This window comes from Pedobacter sp. AC190, assembly GCF_979258025.1.
In genome coordinates, this window is the sequence record NZ_OZ409824.1 from 2,058,027 (window position 1) to 2,083,102 (window position 25,076).

Annotated in this window: 23 protein-coding genes; 14 read left to right on the forward strand and 9 right to left on the reverse strand. The window is 35.1% G+C overall.

Annotation, left to right across the window (positions count from 1 at the left end; translation table 11 throughout):
* Positions 1-16: 16 nt before the first annotated feature.
* The 7 genes from ACZZZI_RS09065 to ACZZZI_RS09095 all read right to left on the reverse strand — a co-directional run bounded on the left by ACZZZI_RS09065 (position 17) and on the right by ACZZZI_RS09095 (position 7,849).
* Positions 17-490 carry a Dps family protein gene (locus ACZZZI_RS09065; RefSeq protein ID WP_316764229.1) on the reverse strand — a complete coding sequence of 158 codons (474 nt, stop codon included), beginning with the start codon at positions 488-490 and terminating at the stop codon, positions 17-19.
* A gap of 81 nt (positions 491-571) precedes the next feature.
* A complete protein-coding gene (locus tag ACZZZI_RS09070) occupies positions 572-1,792 on the reverse strand; it encodes a DEAD/DEAH box helicase (protein ID WP_424058228.1) in 1,221 nt (406 codons plus the stop codon).
* A 182-nt stretch (positions 1,793-1,974) separates the two neighbouring features.
* Positions 1,975-2,223, reverse strand: coding sequence for a DUF4834 domain-containing protein (locus ACZZZI_RS09075; RefSeq protein ID WP_463489245.1), 249 nt, complete (start codon positions 2,221-2,223; stop codon positions 1,975-1,977).
* A gap of 86 nt (positions 2,224-2,309) precedes the next feature.
* Complete coding sequence (locus tag ACZZZI_RS09080; RefSeq protein ID WP_188416177.1) at positions 2,310-2,507, reverse strand: YwbE family protein; 198 nt, start codon at positions 2,505-2,507, stop codon at positions 2,310-2,312.
* Positions 2,508-2,592: 85 nt separating this feature from the next.
* Positions 2,593-4,635: an excinuclease ABC subunit UvrB gene (gene uvrB, locus ACZZZI_RS09085; RefSeq protein ID WP_463489246.1), complete on the reverse strand. Its 2,043-nt coding sequence runs from the start codon at positions 4,633-4,635 to the stop codon at positions 2,593-2,595.
* 246 nt (positions 4,636-4,881) lie between these two features.
* Positions 4,882-7,254 (reverse strand): M1 family metallopeptidase, encoded by a 2,373-nt coding sequence (locus tag ACZZZI_RS09090; protein WP_463489247.1) that lies wholly within the window; start codon positions 7,252-7,254, stop codon positions 4,882-4,884.
* Between the two features lie 7 nt (positions 7,255-7,261).
* Positions 7,262-7,849 (reverse strand): HupE/UreJ family protein, encoded by a 588-nt coding sequence (locus ACZZZI_RS09095; protein ID WP_344769513.1) that lies wholly within the window; start codon positions 7,847-7,849, stop codon positions 7,262-7,264.
* 89 nt (positions 7,850-7,938) lie between these two features.
* On the opposite strand from ACZZZI_RS09095, the gene ACZZZI_RS09100 reads away from it, so the two are divergent.
* The 11 genes from ACZZZI_RS09100 (at position 7,939) to ACZZZI_RS09150 (ending at position 17,604) form a co-directional block, all read left to right on the forward strand.
* Positions 7,939-8,451 carry a DUF6702 family protein gene (locus ACZZZI_RS09100; RefSeq protein WP_463489248.1) on the forward strand — a complete coding sequence of 171 codons (513 nt, stop codon included), beginning with the start codon at positions 7,939-7,941 and terminating at the stop codon, positions 8,449-8,451.
* Positions 8,452-8,596: 145 nt separating this feature from the next.
* Positions 8,597-9,847, forward strand: a complete 1,251-nt coding sequence (locus ACZZZI_RS09105; RefSeq protein WP_463489249.1) for a DUF7033 domain-containing protein — start codon at positions 8,597-8,599, stop codon at positions 9,845-9,847.
* A gap of 11 nt (positions 9,848-9,858) precedes the next feature.
* Positions 9,859-10,503: a uracil phosphoribosyltransferase gene (upp, locus tag ACZZZI_RS09110; RefSeq protein WP_463489250.1), complete on the forward strand. Its 645-nt coding sequence runs from the start codon at positions 9,859-9,861 to the stop codon at positions 10,501-10,503.
* Positions 10,504-10,621: 118 nt separating this feature from the next.
* Positions 10,622-11,317: a YjjG family noncanonical pyrimidine nucleotidase gene (locus ACZZZI_RS09115; RefSeq protein ID WP_424058078.1), complete on the forward strand. Its 696-nt coding sequence runs from the start codon at positions 10,622-10,624 to the stop codon at positions 11,315-11,317.
* Between the two features lie 22 nt (positions 11,318-11,339).
* Positions 11,340-11,858 (forward strand): DUF1569 domain-containing protein, encoded by a 519-nt coding sequence (locus ACZZZI_RS09120; RefSeq protein ID WP_463489251.1) that lies wholly within the window; start codon positions 11,340-11,342, stop codon positions 11,856-11,858.
* Positions 11,859-11,889: 31 nt separating this feature from the next.
* Positions 11,890-12,408 (forward strand): hypothetical protein, encoded by a 519-nt coding sequence (locus ACZZZI_RS09125; RefSeq protein WP_463489252.1) that lies wholly within the window; start codon positions 11,890-11,892, stop codon positions 12,406-12,408.
* Between the two features lie 33 nt (positions 12,409-12,441).
* The gene (locus ACZZZI_RS09130) at positions 12,442-13,761 is read left to right on the forward strand and encodes a flippase (protein WP_344769503.1); all 1,320 of its coding nucleotides are present in this window, start codon (positions 12,442-12,444) and stop codon (positions 13,759-13,761) included.
* The gene (locus tag ACZZZI_RS09135; RefSeq protein ID WP_463489253.1) at positions 13,758-14,405 is read left to right on the forward strand and encodes a class I SAM-dependent methyltransferase; all 648 of its coding nucleotides are present in this window, start codon (positions 13,758-13,760) and stop codon (positions 14,403-14,405) included. Before ACZZZI_RS09130 ends, ACZZZI_RS09135 begins: the two co-directional genes overlap by 4 nt.
* Positions 14,406-14,419: 14 nt before the next feature.
* Positions 14,420-15,181 carry a class I SAM-dependent methyltransferase gene (locus tag ACZZZI_RS09140; RefSeq protein ID WP_463489254.1) on the forward strand — a complete coding sequence of 254 codons (762 nt, stop codon included), beginning with the start codon at positions 14,420-14,422 and terminating at the stop codon, positions 15,179-15,181.
* A gap of 1 nt (position 15,182) precedes the next feature.
* Positions 15,183-16,097 carry a glycosyltransferase gene (locus ACZZZI_RS09145; protein WP_463489255.1) on the forward strand — a complete coding sequence of 305 codons (915 nt, stop codon included), beginning with the start codon at positions 15,183-15,185 and terminating at the stop codon, positions 16,095-16,097.
* Between the two features lie 55 nt (positions 16,098-16,152).
* Positions 16,153-17,604: an alpha-L-fucosidase gene (locus ACZZZI_RS09150; protein WP_463489256.1), complete on the forward strand. Its 1,452-nt coding sequence runs from the start codon at positions 16,153-16,155 to the stop codon at positions 17,602-17,604.
* Here the strand turns inward: ACZZZI_RS09150 and ACZZZI_RS09155 are convergent, their stop codons facing one another.
* Together ACZZZI_RS09155 and ACZZZI_RS09160 are read right to left on the reverse strand one after the other, a co-directional pair.
* Entirely contained in the window at positions 17,605-18,354 is a 750-nt protein-coding gene (locus tag ACZZZI_RS09155) for a class I SAM-dependent methyltransferase (protein ID WP_424057059.1), read from the reverse strand.
* A 147-nt stretch (positions 18,355-18,501) separates the two neighbouring features.
* Complete coding sequence (locus ACZZZI_RS09160) at positions 18,502-21,693, reverse strand: S41 family peptidase (protein WP_463489257.1); 3,192 nt, start codon at positions 21,691-21,693, stop codon at positions 18,502-18,504.
* A 152-nt stretch (positions 21,694-21,845) separates the two neighbouring features.
* Here ACZZZI_RS09160 and ACZZZI_RS09165 point away from each other — a divergent pair, with 152 nt between their 5' ends.
* The 3 genes from ACZZZI_RS09165 to ACZZZI_RS09175 are packed head-to-tail and all read left to right on the forward strand — an operon-like array spanning position 21,846 to position 24,969.
* A complete protein-coding gene (locus ACZZZI_RS09165; RefSeq protein ID WP_463489258.1) occupies positions 21,846-23,126 on the forward strand; it encodes a glycosyltransferase in 1,281 nt (426 codons plus the stop codon).
* Position 23,127: 1 nt separating this feature from the next.
* Positions 23,128-24,219, forward strand: a complete 1,092-nt coding sequence (locus tag ACZZZI_RS09170; RefSeq protein ID WP_463489259.1) for a PDDEXK nuclease domain-containing protein — start codon at positions 23,128-23,130, stop codon at positions 24,217-24,219.
* 3 nt (positions 24,220-24,222) lie between these two features.
* Positions 24,223-24,969, forward strand: coding sequence for a glycosyltransferase family 2 protein (locus ACZZZI_RS09175; protein WP_463489260.1), 747 nt, complete (start codon positions 24,223-24,225; stop codon positions 24,967-24,969).
* Positions 24,970-25,076 lie beyond the last annotated feature (107 nt).

Here is a 25,076-nt window from a genome sequence, read left to right on the forward strand (position 1 = left end):
AAAATAAATTTATATTTTATTTTAAATGAGCTCTTAAAAACCAGGCCATTTCTTCATGAGTTTCCATTAAGCCAGTAATAAAATCGCTGGTGCCAGCATCGCCATAATCGTTAGCAATTGGATTAATGTTTCCTCTAATGTATTCGATAATTGTTTCGTGGTCGGCTAATAAATCTTTAATGTAACCTAAACTGTCGTTATGTCTTTCGCTGTATTCGGTTAAATGAGTTAAAGCCAAAAAGTTTTTTAAGGTAGCTGGTGCATAATGACCGATTTTACGAATACGTTCTGCAACGCTATCGATAAATTCATCTAACTGATTATATTGATCTTCGAAAAATTTATGTTTTGCTAAGAAATCAGCGCCCTCCACATTCCAATGAGCGTTACGGGTTTTAGTGTACAAAACATATTCATCGGCTAGCAATTTAGCTAATTGCTCTGAAACAGCTTGCCTGTTTTCGGTGGTTATTCCAATTTTTGCATCCATTTTATTGTTCTTTAATTAAGCTAATTTACTCTTAATAGTTCTAAAAAACAGCTGCTAAATATCATGATATTGTTAAATAAACTAACTGGTTGGTTTCGGTTTTTTCTTATGCCAAACCTTTTTCTTTCCGTTGTTTTGATGAGGTCTTTTCTCTTCTACATGCGTAATTTCCATTGTTGCAATAGATTCTGGTAATTGCATGCGTTGAACTTGTTTTTCAATAAGCTTTTCTATGTTATCAAACTTACGTTTGTCTCGGCCGTTAACAAGCGTTATTGCCGTTCCTTTCGTTGCCGCCCTGGCTGTACGCCCAATTCGGTGTACATAATCGGCTGGGTCGCCTGGAACATCATAATTTATAACCAAGTCAATTCCTTCTACATCAATTCCACGAGATAAAACATCAGTTCCGATTAAAATTGGCAACCTCTTGTTTTTAAACGCAAGTAAAATATCTTCACGCTCTTTCTGACCTAAATCCGAATGGAAAGCTTCGGCCTTAATACCTAAACTTTTAAAGGTTTTGTAAAGTGCTTTAACCTTTTCTTTTGTTGATGCGAAGATAATGCTGCTCTTATATTGGCCGCTTTTAAATATTTCAGTTAGTAAAGCCTGTTTCTGCTGATCGTGAATATTGTAAGCTTGCTGATCGATTCCTTCGGCAGGTTTAGCAATTGATATGGTAATTTGCTGAGGTTCGTGCAAAATCTTAGCTGCCATTGCTCTGATTTTTGGCGCCATGGTTGCCGAAAATAAAAGTGTTTGTCTTTTCTTTGGCAGATAACTTATGATGCGGATAATGTCATCATAAAACCCCATGTCTAACATTCTATCGGCCTCATCTAAAATTAAATGCTGTAAATGTTCTAATTTTAAAACTCCAGAAGATAAATGCGCCATCAAACGTCCAGGCGTTGCAATAATAATATCTACACCTTCACGCATCGAACGTTTTTGTTGTTCGTATGCAATGCCATCGCCACCACCGTAAACCGCAAGCGAGCTGATGTTTGTAAAATAAGCCAAAGCTTCAACCTGTAAATCAATTTGCTGTGCAAGCTCTCTCGTAGGCGCTAAAATTAACGTGTTATTATGCCTGTCTGTTGCACGACTAATTTTATCCATCACTGGCAAAAGATAGCTAGCTGTTTTTCCTGTGCCTGTTTGAGCACAAGCAATAAGGTCGTGGTTATCTAAAATTACAGGAATGGCTTGTTCTTGTATAGGAGTAGCGCTTTTATACCCCATGGCCATTAAGCCTTCGTGTAAGTTGGGGTTAAAATTAAAGTCGTTAAAATTCAATCTGTTGTATTTATGTCTTTTAGCAAAAGTACCTCAAATTAAGCCGAATAGCAAACGGCATTTAATATCAAATTCTATTGAGGATTTTGGAAATCAAATATTTTGTGTTTTCGTAGAATGTAAGTTTAAGAAACTAAAACCCTAAAACAATTAAAGTCCTGAATTACATCAGGACTTTAATTTTATTTAACTTCTTCGTATTCTACGAAATCTCCGAGTTTATCCGTTTTTCCCTGGTCGGGTTTTGGCGGCATATAATCGATAGAAATAGATCCTTCGGGTTTTCTTTTAGGTTGTTGTGGTTGCCCACTGGCTTGCTGTTGCATTTTGCTTGCAAGGTTATTAAACAACATTGGTAATATCAATCGAATTAACATTCTGATAATCCAAAGCACCAATATTGCGATAAAAATGAACTTAACTAATCCCATTCTAAATTTTTACTGTTATACAAATATAGACGTAGCGTTAATTATTTTGTTACTTTTTGCTGGTTTAATTGCATTTTGATTACAAATTAATCTTCTACAATTTCGCAAACTCTTCCAACTTGCCCATCATCAAGTCTAACTTTAATGCCTCTGGAGTGAAATAAAGATGAAGTTAATAAATCTTTAACAATTCCGTAAGTAACATTTCCGCTTCTTTGGTCTTTCTTTAAGATAATGCCCACCTCTAAACCTGGGTAAATATCTTTTCTGTTTTGTCCGTCCATATTTGCCAATTTGTTGCAAAAATAGCTTTTGAAATGATAATTATTAAAGAAGATAAAATCTATTTAACAGAAACAAGAGCTAATTTTATTTTCCAAATTTCTCTGCAAACATTTTTTCAAGAGCAAACATCTCATCACGAAGCTTGGCGGCTTGTAAAAAATCCATGTCTTTGGCCGCCTTTTGCATATCTTTTCTTGTATTATCAATGGCTTTTTGCAGTTCTGCCTTACCCATATACTGCACAATCGGATCGGCTGCAATACTGATTTCGGCATCTTCGATATAAGCTCTGGCTTTATTATCACTCGCTTTTTGAGAGAAGTCTAACACAGAAGTTTGCTCTAAAATGGCTTCACGCGATTTACCTACCGTCATTGGTATTATGCCATGTTCTAAATTGTATGCAATTTGAATATCTCTACGTCTATTGGTTTCAGAAATGGTTTTCTCCATGCTGTCGGTAATCTTATCGGCATACATAACTACACGCCCTTTATCGTTTCTTGCTGCACGACCAATAGTTTGGATTAACGACTTCTCTGATCGCAGAAAACCTTCTTTATCGGCATCTAAAATGGCAACTAAAGTTACTTCTGGTAAATCCAATCCTTCACGCAATAAGTTAATCCCAACCAATACATCGAATTCACCAAGCCTTAAGCCACGCAAAATTTCTACACGCTCCAAAGTTTTAATTTCCGAATGGATATAACGGGTTTTAATATTTAACCTATCGAGGTATTTTGTTAACTCTTCAGCCATTCTTTTGGTTAAAGTTGTAACCAAAATACGACCGCCTTGCTTTATTGTAATGTCTATTTCATCAAGCAAATCATCAACCTGATTTATCGCTGGCCTAATTTCAATTACAGGATCTAATAATCCTGTTGGGCGAATAACCTGTTCTACCACTACACCATCAGATTTTTCTAATTCATAATCGGCTGGCGTTGCGCTAACATATATGGTTTGCGGTGCCAATGCTTCAAACTCAGTAAAATTCAGCGGTCGGTTATCTAAGGCAGCTGGCAATCTGAAACCATATTCTACCAATGATAATTTACGCGATCTATCGCCACCGTACATGGCTCTAATTTGCGGAACGGTAACATGACTTTCATCAATTACCATTAAATAATCTTTAGGAAAATAATCCAGCAAACAGAAGGGACGCATGCCTGGTTGTCTGCCATCAAAAAAACGCGAATAATTTTCAATACCCGAGCAGTAACCTAATTCTTTCATCATTTCGATATCGAAATTGGTTCGCTCTTCTAGTCGTTTTGCTTCTAATAAATGCCTGTCGGCGATAAGTTGGTTTTTGCGAATTTCCAGTTCTTCCTGAATACCCCAAATAGACTGATTGAATCTATCTTTAGGCGTAACGAAAAGATTAGCTGGATAAATGGCCATGTCTTCAAGTTTTTCAAGAGTTTTACCAGAAACAGGATCGATAGCAGAAAGCTCTTCAATATCATCGCCAAAGAATGAAACCCGATAGGCATGGTCTAAATATGCAGGATAAATATCTACAGTATCGCCTTTAACTCTAAAAGTTCCACGTTTAAACTCGGTTGTTGTTCGGGCATACATAATCTCTACAAGACTATGTAGAAACGAATTTCTCGATATTCTTAATCCAACACCAAAGCGAAAAACCATTCTCGAAAAATCTTCTGGATTTCCCATACCATAAATACAGGAGATAGATGATACCACAATAACATCACGTCTTCCACTCATTAAAGCAGAAGTTGTACGCAAACGAAGTTTTTCTATCTCTTCGTTAATGCTTAAATCTTTTTCTATATAAGTATTGCTCGAAGCGATAAAAGCCTCAGGCTGATAATAATCGTAATAAGAAACAAAATAATTAACCGAATTTTCGGGGAAGAAATTTTTAAACTCCCCATACAACTGTGCGGCCAAAGTTTTATTATGACTTAAAATAAGTGTCGGTTTTTGAGTTTGCTCGATAACATTTGCTACGGTAAATGTTTTTCCAGAGCCTGTTACACCTAACAAAGTCTGGTAATTTTCATTTGCATTTACACCATCGACTAATTGTTTAATGGCGCCAGGTTGATCACCCGTTGGTTTATATGCTGAAGTGATTTTGAATTTCATAGACTGTATCAAATATACGATTTAAGGCTCAAAGACTAAACAGCCAAAAGTCAGGAAATGTTATAAATAATCGAACCTATAGAATAATTTCGGTCAGTGAGACACCGCTCAATAAACCTATACTGACAAGTTAAAGCAACAATCTTGAGGTGAATATATAGAGCGATAAGGCATTAACAGAAAGGTTAAAAAAAAACCTCACTGAATTAATTTCATGAGGTTTTTTTAATGCTAGATGTAATTTCACTATTTACCCGCAGCTTTTTGCATTGGGTTCATGCCCACCGATTGACCACGAACTGAAGATGCTGCTTTCGCTTTGAAAACCTTGAATTTACTTTCTTTGGCATTGCCACCCCAGGTATTATTGCTTATGTCAATATCAGCGGTTTCTCTAAGTGGGTCAATTAGAATAGAAGCAACTTCTTTATCCTTTACATAGAATTTAGATGTTTTCAATTCATTGTGTCTCCAGATTTGAGCAGGAATTCGGTCAATTTCCTTGGTTCCGTCCTTGTAGGTAAACTCTACAATTATTGGCATTACTAAACCACCTTTATTGCTAAAATCTAATTCGTAGAAGAACTTATTTTCGTATTTCTGTTGTTCGTTTGTAGGCACAGCTTCAAAAGGCATTGTACCTTGTGTTTTAACTGCGGTTGTGGTATCAACAGAAACTAAACCTCTATCATATTTATAATAAAAATCTTGGGCTGCTGGGTGTTTATCAACATAAAAGCTTAATTTCTTATCCTCACGATTTCTTATTTTTGAAATATCCTGAAATGCGTTTACGGCAGGTCTATCAACTTTAACCATTCTTGCTCTCGCTTCTGGAATTGTTGTCGGGAAATCGGCTTTTGCGAATTTCACGGTATCTAAAGCAATATCACAAGGCTCTGTTCCGTAGAACCAACCTCTCCAAAACCAATCTAAATCCTCGCCACTTGCATCTTCCATTGTACGAAATAAATCGGCTGGTTGAGGATGTTTAAAAGCCCATCTTCTAGAATATTCTTTAAAAGCATAATCAAAAAGCGTTCTGCCCATAATGGTTTCGCGAAGAATATTTAAACCTGTTGCGGGTTTAGAATATGCGTTTGGTCCGAAACGTGTAATGTTTTCAGAATTGGTCATTATTGGCTCCAACTCATCTTTTGGCAATTTCATGTAGTCGACAATGGTGTAAGCAGGACCTTTTTTACTTGGGAAAGTATTGTCCCAAAGTTCTTCGGTTAAATATTCAACGAAAGAGTTTAAACCTTCGTCCATCCAGGTCCACTGGCGCTCATCACTATTTACAATCATTGGGAAAAAGTTGTGCCCAACTTCGTGAATGATTACACCAAGCATCCCATTTTTAGTGTTTTCGCTATAGGTTCCATCTGCATCCGTACGACCATAATTAAAACAAATCATCGGATATTCCATTCCATTTGCAGCCTCAATACTTTGCGCTACTGGGTAAGGATAAGGAATTGTAAAATCAGAATAGGTTTTAATGGTATGCGCAACGGCACGAGTTGAGTATTTGCTGTATAAGTTGTAAGCCTCTTTTCCGTAGAAACTCATACACATTACGGTGTTGTTATTGGCGGCAATTTTTTGCGGCATTGCATCCCAGATAAATTTACGGGATGAGGTCCATGCAAAATCGCGAACATTATTGGCCTGAAAAACCCAGGTTTTAGTGTTTGTTGCTTTTTTGCCTTCAGCAGTTTTAGCTTCTGCAAGGGTTTGAATTTCTACAGGAGCTGTTGCTGTTTTAGCTGAATTATATCTACTTAATTGTGCTGGATTTAAAACTGCACTGTAGTTAATACATTCACCAGTCGAACCGATTAAGTGGTCGGAAGGAACCGTCATTTGCACTTTAAAATCTCCGAAAGTTAAAGCAAACTCGCCTCTTCCTGTAAACTGGTGATTTTGCCAGCCTTGAAAATCACTATACACACATAAACGCGGATACCATTGGGTCATGGTAAACAAATAGTTGCCATCAGCTGGGAAAAATTCATAACCACCACGACCACCAACACTCATTCTATCTGTAATTTTATAATTCCAATCGATGTTAAAAATATATTTTTGACCTGTTTTTAAAGCAACAGGCAAATCGATTCTCATCATGGTTTTATTTACCGTATAGCTCAATTTTTTGCCAGTTGCATCAGTAAGTTTAACAATGTTAATACCATCGCCGTTGTTAATGGTTGAACTTAACTTATCAATATTTTGGGTTGTACCTAACGCAGGCATTTTTGTTGCATCCTGATAGTTTGCATTTTTATCAGTGCTATGCTCGTTTTCATCAAGTTGCAACCAGATATATGTTAAAGGATCTGGTGAATTATTGGTGTATGTAATGGTCTCACTACCCGTTAATAATAGATTTTTTTCATCAAGGGTACATTTGATGTTATAATCTGCCCGTTGTTGCCAATATTTCACACCAGGCGCACCACTTGCCGTGCGCTGTTCGTTTGGAGTAGGCAAAATCGTGCCCAACTGTTCGAACTTGTTGCCATGGTTACTACCAGGATTATTCTGAATATTTTGGGCAAAAGCCAAACTACCTGAGAAAAGCAGCAAGCCAGTTAAAGTAAATAGTTTATTCATAATATTTTTATAAAAAAGGGATTCTTTCCAAAGCCATTTTTAAAGCCAGGCTAAATACGGCTGCCGAAATAAATAACACCCAATCTCGGCGTCTGATTTTTGTGTAGTTAAAAATAAGTAAAGTAATCAGTAGTACAACAACCACCATAAAAATTTGTCCTGCCTCTAAACCTACATTAAAGCCGAACAAACCCCAACCAATATTTTGGTCTTTTGCAAGCATAATTCTTATCGAATTAGCGAAGCCCATTCCATGTATTAATCCAAAAACTAAAGCCAGGTAATAATTTATTTTTACCGATTTTAACGAAAAGTTTGTTCTAAATAAATTACTGATCGATGTAAAAACGATTGTACAAGGAATTAAAAATTCTACCCATTTACTTTCAAAACGAATAACATCGGTTACGCTTAAAAATAAAGTTAACGAATGGCCAATGGTAAAAGCGGTTACTAAAATCAATACCTGCTTCAAATTCTTATAACTATAAATAGCAACCAGTGCTAAAATAAACAATTGATGGTCTAATGCATCAGCACTTATAATATGTTCCCAACCTAATTTGAAGTAGAAGATAAAATCTTGTAACGGCATGATAATAAATTAGCTTTAAGCCTTAAGCTTTAGTACTTTTGAAAGCTTAAAATTAAAGTTTTAAACGTAAAAAAGTTAAAAACAGTAAAATGCAATTGTTAAATACCAAACTTGTTACCTTATTTTTAGTTTTTGCCCTATTTAGCACAACCAAAGAGGCTAAACATCCGCTACATGTTAGCACAACAGAAGTAAATTTTAATTCAAAAGATAAAACATTAGAGGTAAGCTGTAGAATTTTTAGCGACGATTTTGAGAGTATATTGGTTAAGCTTTATAAACAAAAAACAGATTTGGCAAATCCCGCTCTAAAAACACAAATGGATGTTTTGGTTAAAAAATATCTTCTGGGTCATTTACAAATTAAAGCAAACGGAAAACCTGTTTCAATGAATTATATCGGTTTTGAAATCGACCATGAAGCCACAAATATCTATCTGGAAATTGAAAAAATCTCATCTATTAAAACCGTAGAAATAAACAGCACAATTCTTTATGATATGTTTGATGACCAGATGAGTATCGTTCATATTGTAAAAGGAAATATAAGAAAAAGCTCAAAAATCCTTTATCCTGACAGAAGTTTCACGGCAAACTTTTAAGTTTAAATTTTGTATTTAATACAAATAGCATTTTAAAAAGTGTTATTTTTATTATGCCCTAATCGTTAAGATTTTGTGAGAAAGCAATTACTGGCAGGATAAATTATTTACAATTTAAGTTTATACCGCTCCCTATTTACAAAATATGCATGTAATTGTATTTTCTCCCTTATTAACGCCACGAATAAAATATATCTTCAATTTTATATTTAAAGATATTTTAAAGGCTGAAGTAGAGTTTACAGGAAATCGCGAATATTTTTTGCAGAGTGAGCATGCTAAAATCAGTTATGCTGAGCAACCAATTGGTGATGAGTTATTTTTCAGAAACACAAAACTACTTTTATCTAACAAAGTTGAAGAGCTTAAAATGAAAACTACAACTTTTGGCGATTATACCGTTCCATTCCCAGTAGAAGATTCAACTTTACCTTTTGATGTTTTTGCTGCATCTTTTTTTATGCTTAGCCGATATGAAGAATACTTATATAAGGAAAAATCTCAAGGGAATTTTGAGGCTAAAAATAGTTTTCAGTATAAATGGAAAGTTCTAAAAAGGCCGATAATTGATGAGTGGGCTCTGATTTTAAAGAATATGCTAATAAAAAAGCATCCTTCATTCAAATTTTTTCAAAAAAAATTCTTTCATCAACCTACCATAAACTTCACCTTAAAACCCGATATTCCTACAGGCTTTTTTCGAAAAACAAAATTCATATTTTCCTCAGTATTTAATAAAAAACAGCGGTTTATTAGTACAATACTCGAAGACTTAACGGGTTTAGGTACAAATCCAGAAGAATTAATAAACAGCTTGGAAAAACTGAAAACACAGCCAATCTATTTTATCAATTTTATTGAGGATGCAAAAAACCGATTAAACTATGTGCATAGCAGTTTGTTTCTAAAAGACAAAACCGTTGGTTTATTAAGGCCATGTACCGCTGACTATGAAAAGTCTAGTTTACTGAAAGCTGATTTAACGAAATTGAAGCAGACTCAAAATAGTTCAGTCAATCTGATAAGTCAACAATTAGAAGTTTTACAACTACCAAGTTGTTATTTGCATTTACTTTCCGTTGGTATCAGCTCTGATTATTCGATGGGTTATGCAAACCAAACTGGATTTAGAGCAGGAACTTGTACGCCTTTTAGCTGGTACGATTTACAATTAGAAAAAGTAACATCGCTAAATGTAAAATCTTACGCTATAAGCGATACCGCACTTCAATACCAAAGTGCTGGCGATGCGACAACAATGATTAATAATTTTATTGATGGCGTTAAACTAGTTGACGGGCATTTTTATAGTAGTTGGCAACTTAAAAGTTTATCAGAAAATGCTAAATTTAAAAAATTGAAGGCTATTTTTGATGAAATGCTAAAATCTACCTGACAACAAATATTATGACTTTCGACTTAAGCAAAACAAAATCTATCGCCAATACTTTTGTCGCCGAGCTTCGCGATGAAAACATTCAAAAGGATTCTATGCGTTTCCGCAAAAACCTGGAACGCGTTGGTGAGTTTTTTGCTTATGAGATTAGCAAAACCTTAAAATATACCACAAAAGAAGTAATTACGTCGTTGGGTACATCGCAATGCGAAGTTCTTGAACAACAGCCTGTATTGGCTACTATTTTAAGAGCCGGATTACCTTTACAACAGGGCTTGCTAAACATTTTTGATAAGGCTGAATGCTGCTTTATTTCTGCCTATCGAAAAGTTAAAAAGAGTGGCGATTTCATTATTCAAATGGATTATATTTCGACACCCGATTTAGATGGAAAAATTTTAATTATGGCCGACCCAATGCTAGCCACAGGGCAAAGCATGGTTATGTGCTGTAAAGAATTAATTAATCGTTATAAAATTGCCGAACTTCACATTGTTGCGGCTATTGCAAGTACCGAAGGGGTAGCACATGTAAGGGCCAATTTACCAAAAGCGAAGCTTTGGCTTGGTGCTATTGATGAAGAAATGACCAGCAAATCGTATATCGTACCTGGCTTAGGCGACGCTGGAGATTTGGCATACGGCGAAAAAGTTTAAATAAACTTTGAAGATTTCAGTATAAGGCGGGGTGACTTTCTAAGTTATTAGAACCTCAATGATTCTTAAAATTCAAACTAGCAGCAATTCAATAATGTTAACATTAATAATTTAAAAATTGCAAAACAAAAAACACATTTTCTTTGATCTCGACCATACGATTTGGGATTTTGACAGAAACGCACAAGAAACGCTAAACGAACTTTTCCATACCTATAAACTCAATGAATTAGGCCTTAACTCATGCGAGGTTTTTATTTCAACTTATACGGAGAACAACCACCAGCTTTGGGCCGATTATCATCTTGGGAAGATAACTAAAGAGTTTTTAAGAGCCGAGCGATTCAGTAAAACCTTTATCCAACTGGGTATTCATCCCGATTCGGTTCCACATCAGTTTGAAGATGATTATGTGAATATCTCGCCAACAAAAACTAATTTATTTGATGGTGCAGAAAATGTGTTAGCCTACCTTCAACAAAAATATACTTTACATATTATATCAAACGGTTTTAAAGAAACCACACTAACCAAAATGGATTTATCGGGCTTAAATCCATATTTCACCAATGTAATTATATCAGAAGATGTTGGTGTAAATAAGCCCAACCCAGTAATTTTTGAATATGCTTTAGATAAAGCCAAAGCTTTAAAAGAAGAAAGCATTATGATTGGAGATAGTTTAGAAGCAGATATTTATGGTGCTTTAGGCTTTGGAATGGAAGCAATATTTTTTAATCCATTGAAAAAAGAAAAACCAGAGGATGTAAAAAAGCAAATCGCACACCTTGAAGAGTTATTAAGTTTGTTTTAAACTAGATTTGATACCTTTAAGTATGAATGCTGCAAAAATTAAGATTTCCCTACATCATATTATCGATGCGTATAAAGCGAAACTATCTTCGTATCCTGAAGAAATTTTTGAGCTTACTCCGCCTATAAACGGTTGGAGTTATAGTGAAGTTTATTCGCATATTTTTGATTCGAGTTTACTTTCTTTAATCGCTTTAGAAAATAGTGCAAAAGGAAAAGGCGAGAATAAGCCTACTCATTTTGTTGTAAAATTGATTTTACTGTTGGGTTCTTTACCTCCTGCAAAAAAATATAAGGTTCCTAAAAGGCTAGCCGAAAGGGTAAAAAAAATCACTAAAACCGAGGCGATGGATTTTATTCTGGAATTCGAGAAAGCACTTACCGATAATTATCCACTTGTTGCAAATGCGAATGAAAACTGCAAAACTAAACATCCTCGGTTAGGTTATTTGAATGCAAAACAATGGTTGCGTTTTATCGAAATTCACTTAAAACACCACCTTAAGCAGTTGGTTCGTATTGAAAAGAGTTTTCAGCATTAAGCTTAATTCTTATCTTTAAAAAAACGCTAACATGAAAAATCTATTTTTCTTCTTTGCCTTAATATTGTTTTGTTCTTGCAATAACAAAAAACCAGACGCTCAAGTAGTAACAGCTACTCCAACTGGGATGCAAGGCTTACAAAAAACTATGCCTATTCCCACAACAAGCAATCAAGCAACGAGTAATTTAATTTTTAATCCACCGCACGGGCAAGCTGGCCATAATTGCGCTTTAGCTGTTGGTGCACCGTTAAACAAAACAGCATCCGTAAAACCACAAGAAGCTTCTGCACAACCTCAAGCAGTAGCTGCTCCCGTTGCAACTCAAAAAAATGCAAATAAAAACTTAAATCCTGCTCATGGAATGCCAAATCATAGGTGCGACATTGCGGTTGGTACTTCATTAGATTCTAAGCCTATTCAAAAAGCAACGGTTATTAATCCAAAAGAAAACAAAAATTTAGAAGCCAAAAATGGCGTATTATTAAATCCTGAGCATGGGAAGCCAAACCATAGATGTGATATTGCGGTTGGCGCACCGTTAACTTAAAAACCTAAAGCATTTTTTCACATCTTTGCGATAATGAAATTACCCGCAATAAAAGGTTTTGATGAAGAGGCATTTAACAAGTACTTAAAAAATACTGGGTGGTTAATGTTTGGCAAAGCACTGAGCCTTATTGTAAATCTTTTAATTGCCCGTTATCTAGGACCAATTTTATTTGGAGATTTAAGTTTTGGTTTATCATTGGTTGCAATATTAGCTGCAGTTGGCGCTTTAGGTCTTGATACTTTTATTATTCGCGAAATTATTCAGGAACCAGCCAAGCGAGATGAAATTCTTGGCACATCACTCTGGTTACGATTGGCAACAAATGCGTTGCTAATCCCAATTGCAGTTGGAATTTATTTAATCAGCCATCGGTTAAGCCCAAGTCCAGGCGAACCATTAACCCTTTTGATCGGATTGCTTGCATTAGCATCATTTTTTAAATCATTTAATGTTATAGATGCTTACTTTCAATCACAAGTTCAATCTAAGTATGTAGTTCAGGTTCAAAATATTTGCCTCATAGTTACCTCTGTTGTTAAAATTGTTGTCATTACCTTAAATCTGCCTTTAATATACATTGTTTGTGCATACGTTTTAGATGGCTTTATTTTAGCTGCTGGTTTAGTCATCATCTATCAAAAAAGAGGATTAAATATTTTTAATTGGAGTTTTGATAAAGAACGAGCTAAGTTTTTATTAAAAAAATCATCGCCTCTTATTCTTTCAGCGGTAATGGTTACCATCTATATGAAAATAGATATTGTAATGCTTAAAAGTATTGGGAGCAAAGCTGTAGGTATATATAGTTCAGCCCAAAACTTGAGTGAAGCTTGGTATTTTATTCCAATTGCGATAGTTACTTCGGTGTTTCCAGCATTATTAAATGCCCGCAAAACAGACTTGGATCGATATCAGAAACGATTGGGAAATTTATACGATTTATTGATCTACATAAGTATTCCTGTTGCAATATTCATAAGTTTCTTTGCATCTGATATAATTCATATTATTTATAAGGGCAAGTACGATGGGGCTGGTCCGATGTTATCAATTCATATATGGTCAGGTATTTTTGTTTTCTTAGGAACAGCGAGCTCTCAATATTTAGTTGCAGAAGGTTATACTAAAATTTCGTTTTACCGAACCGCAGCTGGGGCAATCATTAATATCGCTCTTAACTTTTGGTTAATACCCTTATATGCGGGTGTTGGAGCATCAATTGCAACGCTAATCGCCTGTTTTGTGTCTACCTTTTACCTTTTATTAATCCCAAAAACTCGCGGGCAAGGTATAATGATGTTAAAATCATTATTTTTGGTCACAGCATTTCAAAAAATATTTAAACGTTGAATACTCTAAAAGCATTAACAGAACTAATTGCTAAGCCTTCGAGGCTAAAAGCATTATTATCATACGGACATAAAGGCTACCTGAACAGCATTGGCTGGTTTACTGCTTTTGACAAAAAACAAGCGGTAGATGGAGATGGTAAAGCATTGCCATGGGTAACTTATTCTTTCATCGATTTTATCAAGGAAAGAATTAATAAAACGCAAAATATTTTCGAATATGGCTCTGGCAATTCTACTATTTTTTATGCAGAAAGAGCTGGGTCCGTAACTTCTGTAGAACACGATAAAAACTGGTTCGACAGAGTGAAAAACACAAGTCCATCGAATGCTGAAATGATTTACTGTGAGTTGCAGCGTGATGGTGAATACGCAAAGAAAGCATCATTATTAAATAAGAAATTCGATATTATTATTGTTGATGGTAGAGATCGCGTTAGATGCTGCAAATATAGTTTAGATGCGTTATCGGCCAGCGGTGTTATCGTTTTAGATGATAGCGAACGTGAAGTATATCATTCTGCAAGAATTTTATTACTAGCACAAGGATTTAAAGAAATAAGTTTCAGTGGTATTTCTCCAGGTTTGTTTTACGAAAAGGCAACTTCAGTTTTTTACAAAGCCGATAACTGTTTAGGGATATAAACTCATCAACACCTATGTTAAGCGAAGAAGTAAAAACGGCCTACGATAATTTTTACACCAACAGTGATGTGGCCTGGCGAATGCTGGGTGCGAAATATAAAGCGCAAAATATTGTTGATGTTTGCAAAGCGATAAAACCTAAGAAAGTTTTAGAAGTTGGCGCTGGTGATGGCAGTATCCTCCATTTTTTAAACGATTGGAACTTTGCTCCAGAATTGTATGCTTTGGAAATTGCTCAGAGCGGTGTCGAAATTATTCAGGAAAGAAATTTATCCAAGTTAACAGAAGCGCAAACTTTTGATGGTTATAAAATTCCTTATGAAGATGATACTTTTGATTTGGTAATTCTTGCCCATGTTTTAGAGCATGTAGAACATGAAAGAATTTTACTTCGCGAGCTTAAAAGAGTAGCAAAATATATTGTCGTAGAAGTGCCGAAAGATTATCGTTTTGGTGTAGATCAAAAAATGAAACATTTCCTTGATTATGGCCATATTAATATGTACACGCCAACTTCGCTAAGGTTTTTATTACAAAGTGAAGGCTTGGAAATTTTAGAAGATAAAGTTTCTATGACTGCTACAGAAACCGTAAAGTTTAATGAGTTTATCAACAGAAAAGCGCCTAAAACTTTTTCTAAAAATCTAAAAATTGAATTGGAATATAGAATCAAAAGAGCCTTAGGCAATTTATTAGGGCGAAAAAAACAAGAACAGTTTGCAAATGCTTATACTGTTTTAACTCAAAAATCAGATTCTAACCTGCATATATTTTAACATGCAAAACCTTGCTCCGATAGCCCTTTTCGTTTATAATCGTCCGCAACATACCCAGCGAACAATTAAATTTTTGCAACAAAATGAACTGGCTGCAGAAAGCAGATTGTACATTTTTTCTGACGGTGCAAAAACAAGCAACGACGATGAAAAAGTTGCAGAGGTTAGAGCAATTATTAATAAAACCGAGGGATTTAAATCGGTTAAAGTAATCGAAAGAAAAGAAAATGCTGGTTTAGCAAATTCTGTTATAGCTGGAGTAACTCAATTAATAAATGATTATGGTCAGGTTATTGTTTTTGAAGATGATTTAGTTACTTCTCCACATACACTTACCTATTTTAACTATGCCTTAAATCGTTACCGCAATGAGGAAAAAGTAATGCATATTGGTGCATACATGTATCCTTTAAAATCAGAAAGCTTACCTCAATCATTTTTCTATAGAGCAGCAACAAGTTGGGGATGGGCCACCTGGGCTAGTGCATGGGCACATTTCGAACCGAATATCGATACCTTATTAAATCAGTTCGATGCGAAGAAAAAAGCTGCCTTTTCAATTGAAAATTCTATGAATTTCTGGAAGCAGATGCAGGAATTTAAAAAGGGAAAAAATAATAGCTGGGCAATCCGCTGGTATGCTTCGATTTTTTTAAAAGATGGTTTAACCCTTAATCCAGCTCAGTCATTAGTCAATAATATTGGGCATGATGGAACTGGCGTGCACTCGGGTATAAATGATATTTACAATGTTATCATCAATCCAAAACCCATTACCCAATTCCCCGAAATTATAAAGGAAAATGAAGCAGCCTATCAAACGATTAAAAACTTTTTAAGTAATAGGAAAGGAAATATGGTTTCTAGAATTAAAAGGTTTGTAAAAGAAAAGTTAGCTCAATATTTTTCAAAGTAACAAATCAATTGATATTAATATTTCTTTGTAATTTGGCTTAATCTAAGCTTGAATTATGAAACTATACATTATTGCCCTGTTATTTATTTCTGTAAATGTTTTCGCCCAAAATCCTCCGAAACCTTATGGTGCTTTACCTTCCAAGCGACAATTAGCCTGGCACGATATTGAGGTTTATGGCTTAATTCATTTTACGCCTACTACATTCGAAAATAAAGAATGGGGATTTGGTGATGCTGACCCAAAAACTTTTAATCCAACCGATTTTAATGCACAACAAATTATTAAAGCAGCTAAAGTTGGTGGCTTAAAAGGTGTGATTCTGGTAGCAAAACACCACGATGGTTTTGCGCTTTGGCCAACTAAAACAACGGAGTATAATATCTCAAAAAGCCCTTTCAGAAATGGAAAAGGTGATATGGTTAAAGAAATTGAGCTCGAAGCTAGAAAACAAGGTTTAAAGTTTGGTGTTTACTGCTCTCCTTGGGATCGAAATAATGCATTATATGGAACTGATAAATATCTAGCTATATATCAAGCGCAACTTAAAGAACTTTATAGCAATTATGGCCAACTTTTTATGAGCTGGCATGATGGCGCAAACGGCGGAGATGGTTTTTATGGTGGCGCTAAAGAAAAACGCTCTATTGATAATACTACTTATTACGATTGGAATAATACCTGGGAAATAACCCGAAAAATGCAACCAATGGCAAACATATTTAGCGATATTGGTTTAGATATTCGTTGGGTTGGGAGCGAAGATGGTACTGCTGCAGAAACCAGTTGGGCTACTTTTACGCCGCTTCCTCCAGAAGGGAAAAATGTAGCAGTTCCAGGGCAAGCTAATTATCCTCAAAGTCCGATGGGTATTAGAAATGGCAAATTCTGGATGCCAGCTGAATGTGATGTTCCGCTTAGAAAAGGTTGGTTTTATCATCCTACAGAAAAGCCAAAATCGCCAGAAACTCTTTTTAATTTGTACTTGCAAAGTGTTGGGCACGGTGCTGGCTTAGATTTAGGTTTAGCTCCTGATACACGCGGGCAATTACACAATGACGATGTTGAAGCATTAAAAAGCTTCGGTGATATGGTAAAGCATACCTTTGCGAATAATTTAGCGAAAAACGCCAGTATTAAGGCCAGCAATACTCGTGGTAAAGCTTTCGAAACGGTTAAACTTTTAGATTTTAACAAGGAAAGTTATTGGGCGACTGCTGATAATGTACATCAAGCTAAGCTGGAAATGGATTTGAAAGCAAATAAAACTTTTGATATTATTAGTTTGCAGGAATATATTCCGCTAGGACAAAGAATCGAAGAATTTAATATCGAGATTTTTGAAGATAATGCATGGACAAAAATCTATAACGGCGAAAGCATTGGTGCTAAAAGATTAATCAAATTAGAAAAACCTGTAACTACATCAAAACTTCGTTTAAACATTACAAAATCGCCTGTATGCATTACATTGAGCGAGTTTGGAGTTTATAAAAAGACAGAATAATTAAGGTTTTTTAGCTTCTAAAATAATGTATGGAGATAAGCTTTGGCTTTCGAATGGAATAATTTTAGTGAAAATTTTTCCCGTTAGCCAAACTGCTTTTTTGAACAACCGAACACCAGTCGATTTTTGATTTTCATTCTCTAACCAAACACTAAAACGGCCAAAATAACCTGATTTTACTTCTTTCAAACCTGCTTTTTCGCAAATTGATTTTAGTAATGCGGGATTCATACTATCTATATTATGTTTATCGTAGTTTTCTTTATCAAAGTTTTTTTGAAACCAACCATTTACAGCTTTAAAGTTTGGTAGAGTAATAAACAATGTTCCACCAGGTTTTACAAATGCAATATGACGGTTAATAATGTCGGCAGTATCGTTGAAATGCTCTATTAAGCCACAACTTAATACTAAATCATATTGCTGTTCAGGCTTGTAATTAAACAAATCTGTTTCAATGATATGAATATCTGTTTCTTTTAAACCGTTCTTTTTTAAAAGTTCGTTTACAACAGGCGGATGAACAAAATAGTCTAAAAGCGTTACATCAAGTTTTAAAAATTTCTTTAAAAAAACAGCGTAATAACCAGGAAAACCACCCAGTTCGATTGCTGTTTTAACGTTACCTTTTTCTACAATTTCAGCCAGTTGGCGATGAAATAAATAGTTAGCTGGTAATTGAACCGCAAGTCCTTTTTTACTTTCCCAATAATTTACCCAAAAAGCCCTGTCGGTTAATAAATTTGCCATGTTTTAAATTAATTCCAATCCCAAAGAAACGGAAAATCGTGATATGTTTTATAAAAATTGTCATGTTGAGCTTGTCGAAACATATGAAAGTTCTTCGACAGCTCAACATGACACCTGCTCAATAAAGGAACGGTTGGGTAAATACTACTACTTCAAATCTTTCAAAATCTCAGCTACTGCTTTTTCCAATTGCGGGTCTTTATCAGCCAATCTATCCTGAAAGGTATTTTGAACAAAAATATCTGGCTTTACACCTTCTTTTTCGATGTTTTTCCCATCCATTGTATAACAACCCCAAGATGGCAAACGATACGAAGAGCCATCTACCAGGCCTTTTGCTGATGTAAAAATAATCCAGCGATAAGTTTCAGTTCCTATAATTTTACCTAGCTTAAGTTGTTTAAAGCCTACTGCGGTCATCTCTGCATCACTTAAGGATTGTTCGTTAACCAACAATACAATTGGCTTTACTGCTGGCCCAAAATTACTTTGAGGCGCTAATTTTCCGCCACGATATTTCCATTTTAAATACGGTTTTTGAGCAAGAAATTTTAATACGGCATCGTGTACATTACCACCAGTATTATAGCGCAAATCTAAAATAATGGCATCTTTATTTTCTTCCTGTTCAACCATATCCAGCATAAAACGTTCTAATTCTCCGCTTCCCATATTTTTCATATAAGAATAAGCAATTCGGTTATTTCCCCACTTATCTACATTCCGACGGTTTTTGGCAATCCATTCATCGTAAAGGTTATTTTTTAACGATCCTGAGCTTTGAGGATGAACATTTGTATAAATTTCCTTCCAGTTACGAGAAAAAGTTAAAGTCATTTCCTTATCCAAAGATGGTTTGCTGAAGTAATAGTCTCGATCTGTTTTATCATCTACCTTTACGCCATTTACGGCTGTTAAGATATCACCTGGTAAAACATTAACACTACCATAAGAAGCATTACTTTTAGCAATAACGCGATCAACTTTGTATGGGTTTTCGTTATCGAATAAAATACCTGTTTGATTGGTAATATTGGTTAAGTTTCTTTTCTCTTCTGCACCAAAACTATTAAATCCCATGTGTGAAGAATTTAACTCGCCAAGCATATCATTAAGCAAAAGTCGCAAATCGCTACGATTGGTTACATAAGGCAAATATGCTTCGTAGCGGATTTTCATTTTATCCCAATCCACGCCATGGAAATTTTCGTCGTAAAAGTTTTCGTCCAAGCCAACCCAGGTTTCGTAAAACATCTGATTAAATTCTGCATTTAGATTTTTGGCAAACTTATAAGTATGATCAATCTTATCCAGTTTATTTCCATCCAAATTATATTTACCAATAGTACCACCAGTTAAAGTGAACAACTTATCCCCAACCTGAATAATGTTATAGTCATCACCATCGCCAACTTTTTCGGTTTTATTTGCCTCAAATGGTTCTATCGTTGTACGATAAAGCCCGCTTTTACCGCCTTCATGATTTGAAGAATAAAAAACATAAGTTTTATCGCCTTTGGCAAAAACATCAGTTCCAAACTGGCTACCAAATCCTGGGCTAACTAACTCTACCCGATCTAAAATATTTTGCGTGTTAATTGTAATGATAGCAGCGGGTTTTGGCGTTGGCTTCACATCAGCTTTTTTCTTAACAGAATCGCCTACTTTTTTACTTTTTTTATCAACTTCAGCGGGTTTAACGTCTTTTGGTTCAGCAGGCGTTTCTTTAAATAAATCATCAAATTTATCTGAGCGGTAAGGAGCGTCGTAACTATTTAAAGCCATACGATAAATATGAACATCAGAACTTCCAGAAGGATAAAAGGGTTGTGTTCTGGCACTGGTAAAGAAAATATATTTGCCATCGGGCGACCAAGCAGGAGCCGTTTCAGTCACGCCCGTATTGGTTAAATTAATAGTTTTATTGCCTTTAATGCTATGCACCAAAATATCTTGCTCGAAATTTCGGTAAGCAGTAAAAAGCACATACTCATCATTAGGAGAAAAACTTGGTGTCGAATTTTGAATTGCCCAAAACTCATCGGTAACCAGTATTTTGCTTTCGAAAGTTTTTAAATCAAGTAATTTTAACTCATTTCTGCCACTTAAATAAACCCCCATTGTTCGGGTTTTATTCAAAGTTATATCCCTATTGTTTGCTTTATCCTTTGTAATCTGTTTTAGAGTGCCTTTTCCATCACCAGTTATGGTAAACCAATTTTGATAGCCATTCCAAGTTTGGCAAAATAGAATTGTTTTATTGTCAGCAAGCCATTTACATTGCATAGCCCTTTCTCCACTGTTGCTTACTTTTCGAATAAACTTACCATCCGCATCGCTAACAAAAAGTTCGCCTCGGGAAATGAAAGCTATTTTTTTACCATCTGGCGCAGCATCAAAGGCAGAGATTGTACCTTTAACATCGTATTCCTGTGCCTTGGTTAAAACCTGATTTCGCGAGGTGCTGATATTTACCTTTTCAGTTTTTTTCGTGGCAACATCGTATGTATAAATCTGATAATCTTTTTCAAAAACGACAGTTGTTCCATTTGCAGAAACAAACGGACGTTTAATAGAGGTTTCGAATTTGGTTAAGGCCGTTTTTTTATCACCAATAAAAGTATATAAATTATACTCTTCATTTCCTTCATCCGATACAAAAAATACGTTTCCTTTAGCATCAACGCTAGTCCAGAAATCTTTACCAAGGTAATCGGTATAACGTTTATAAGCCTTGGTTTTAGGATTATAAGATTGAATATCGGGATTGTATGCGCCTTTATAATGCTTACGATTTGCAAATCGATAACTTTCCCATGTATCATTGAAAAATAATTCACCATCTGGCGCTTCTGCTATATGATGTGTGGTATTAAAATAGTTATCGAAAAGGCGAACAGCTGTGCCACCGCTTATGCCAACTTTATAGCTCGAAAAAGAATTAAATCTGCCAGATGTAAAATATATGGTTTTCGAATCCCAGCTCCAATTGTCCACTTCATCCGACGCATCGTTAAATGTTAATTGTTTAATATCACCTCCAGTCATTGGCATTATGTAAACATCGTAATTACCATATTGATTAGAAGAAAATGCCATCCACTTGCCATCTGGAGATATTTTCGGATTAATTTCTTCGCCCTGCATGGCCGTAATTCTAGAAGCTAAACCACCTTTTACGGGGATTTTCCAAATATCTCCATCATAACTGAATACTATAGTTTGTGCATCTGGCGTTAAAGCAGGGTAAGCTGCAAAATACGTTTGACCTTGGGAAAATGAACTACAGGGCAGCAAAAATGCAATTGCCGCAAGCGATTTAATTAGGTTTTTAATCATGATTTTGTTTGTTTGGCTGTGGGAAAATGAACCCGAGCGGATTTAATAATTATTTAAATCAGCAAAGGCTTTATCCTTTAATTAAAAAGCAATAAAATATTAGGATGAAAATACGCAAGAGTTTTTATAATCGTAAACAATAAAATGTATTTTTGATTGATTTGAAAGTAGTACACCTAAATACCTATGATGGAAACGGCGGTGCAGGAAGAGCCTGCTTGCGCCTTAGCGATGCTTTAAAAAGTTCGGGAATTGACTCAAAGGTTTTGGTTTATTATAAATTTGGACAAAACCCCAAAATAGATACTTTCAGCAAATCGCCTTTTCAAAAGGCTTTGGCAGTTCATAATATCTTATCAGAAAGATACTATTCAAAATGGTTAAGTAAATCGGTTAAAACTCCTTTCAGCTTGCAATGGTTTGGCCGATCTATCAAAAACCATCCCGATGTTAAAAATGCTGATATTATTCATTTGCATTGGGTAAACCATGGTTTTCTTACGCCTAAATTTTTAGCAGAGCTTGATGAATTGGAAAAACCAATTGTTTGGACTTTTCATGATAGTAATGCTTTTACGGGCGGTTGCCATGTACGTTATGGTTGCGAAAATTTTCATCAGCAATGCGGTAATTGCCCAATTTTAAAATTTAGTGGTAAGGATGATATTTCGCACAAAACCTGGCTTCGAAAACAGAAAGCTTATACCAAATTAAACTTTCATATTGTTGCGCCAAGTAACTGGATGGCAGCATCGGTGAAATTTAGTAGTTTGCTAGGCACAAGAACTACCTCGGTAATTCCAAATACAATCGAAACCAATATTTTTAAACCTTACGTAAAAACGGAGGCTAAGAAAATTCTGAAAATCGACCCTGAAAAATTTGTTTTGATGAGTGGCTTTATGCCTTCTAAAAACGACAAACATAAAGGCACTCCTTACTTAATCGAAGCCTTAGAAATTTTATCACGCAGAAAAGGAATCGATAAAGAAAAAATTGAATTGGTTATTTTCGGTAATAAGGAGAATGCTGAGATGCCAGAATTCCCCTTTAAAACAACTTTTTTAGGTACCATAAATAAAGACGAGCATTTGGCTAAATGTTATTCTGCTGCTGATGCCTTTATTACACCATCGTTAGAAGATAATTTACCAAATACGGTAATGGAAAGTTTGGCTTGTGCTACGCCCGTAATTGCGTTTACAACTGGGGGCATTCCAGATATGGTTAAACATCAAAAAAATGGTTATTTAGCCGAATATGAAAATGCCGAAGATTTGGCTAATGGTATCGAATGGTTATATCATCGTCCAAATAAAGAGGAAATACATAAAGCTGCTAGACTGAGCATTTTAACGGATTTCTCGGAGGAAGTTATTGCTGCAGAGCATATTCATTTGTACGAAACTTTGATTGATTTGCAGCCGAAATAATATGGAACTATCTAAAAGCCATCTCGAAAATATCAAAGCCTTAAAATCGGCAATTTTACAGAGCCGTTATCGGGCAGCTACTTTGGTTAATAAAGAACTTTTAACTCTTTATTTTGCTGTAGGTAAGTTTATTTCACAAAAAATTAAGGTGGAAAAATGGGGTGCAAAAGTTATTGAAAATCTTTCAGCCGATCTACAAGTTGAGCTACCAGGTTTAAGGGGGTTTTCAGCAACAAATATGAAACGGATGAGACTTTTTTTTGAGTCTTGGGAAGAACACTCTATAATTGGGCCGACAGTGTTGGTCCAATTAGAAGTGATTGATTTAGAAGAAATTACATTTAGACCGACAGTGTCGGCTCAATTGAAAAAAATCTTTTTCGAATTGAGCTTTTCGCATCATCTAGAAATTATAAAAGGAACCCAACGAATAGAAGAAAGAATCTTTTATATACAAAAAACAGCTACCGAATTTTGGAGTTTAAACACACTCAAAAATCACTTAAACAATCAAACTTTTCAAAAAACAGGCAGCCTGCCAAATAATTTTTCAAAAACAATTACCAATGATGAAATAAGGCAAAAAGCCTTACAATCATTTAAAGATGAGTACCTGTTAGATTTTATCAATATCCAAGATAGCGATGAAAAAGATGAGCGGGTTTTAGAAAGCGAAATCGTTCAGAACATCAAGAAATTCTTAATGTCGTTAGGATCAGATTTTGCTTTTATTGGCAATCAATATCGGTTAATTGTAGAAGATGAGGAATACTTTTTAGATCTCTTATTTTTTAATCGGCGTTTACAATCATTGGTGGTCTTCGAACTAAAAACTGGCAAATTTAAGCCTGAATATATGGGCAAAATGAATTTTTATTTATCAGCTTTAGATGAATATCTAAAGCAACCTCATGAACAACCATCAATTGGAATTATCCTCTGCAAGGAGAAGAAAAATAAAGTAGTGGAATTCTCATTTAGAGATTTTAACAAAGCAATGGGCGTTTCAACTTATAAAACAAGTAGCGTTTTACCAGCAGCATACAAAGGTGTTTTACCTGATGTAGAAACTTTAAAAAAATTAATGGATTAGCACATGCCAAAACTAACCATAATCACCATTGTGTACAATAACGTTCGCGATATCGAGCGAACGATCAACTCTGTAATTAACCAAACCTATAAAAAAATAGAATACATTATCATCGATGGAAAATCGACTGATGGTACTTTGGATATCGTTGAAAAGTATAGCAATCAGATTTCGAAAATAGTTTCGGAACCTGATAAGGGTATTTATGATGCCATGAATAAAGGTTTAGCGTTAGCTACTGGAGATTATGTGCTTTTTATGAATTCTGGAGACGAAATTTACGATGAACATACCGTTCAGGAGGTTTTTGATTCATCACCAGGCGCCGATATTTACTATGGCGAAACTGAAATGTACAATGATAACTGGGAAAGTTTAGGCAGAAGAAGACACGAAGCGCCTGAGCAATTCGATTGGACTAGCTTTAAATATGGCATGAACATTAGTCATCAAGCCATTTATATTCGAAAAAGCATTCTTACACCTTACGATTTGAAATATAAATACAGTTCAGATATTGATTGGATTATTAAAGCCGCTAAAAAGTCTTCAAATATTGTAAACGTACATCGTTATGTTGCTAAATATTTGGTTGGTGGCATGAGTAAGAAAAAGCATCGCGAAAGTTTAAAAGAACGTTTTCAAATCTTCACAAAATATTACGGCTTAATACCGAACATTTTTAATCATGTCATTATCGCAGGAAATCTTTTATTTTACTTCCTTAAACACAAAAGAACGAACGATTAGCATCAACAAGTTTCTTTTTAAGCTTAACTAGCACCGCACCAAAATCTCACTTTTTAAAAACAATCTCATTCTACAAGTGTCTTTTATACATCTATTTATAAAATACA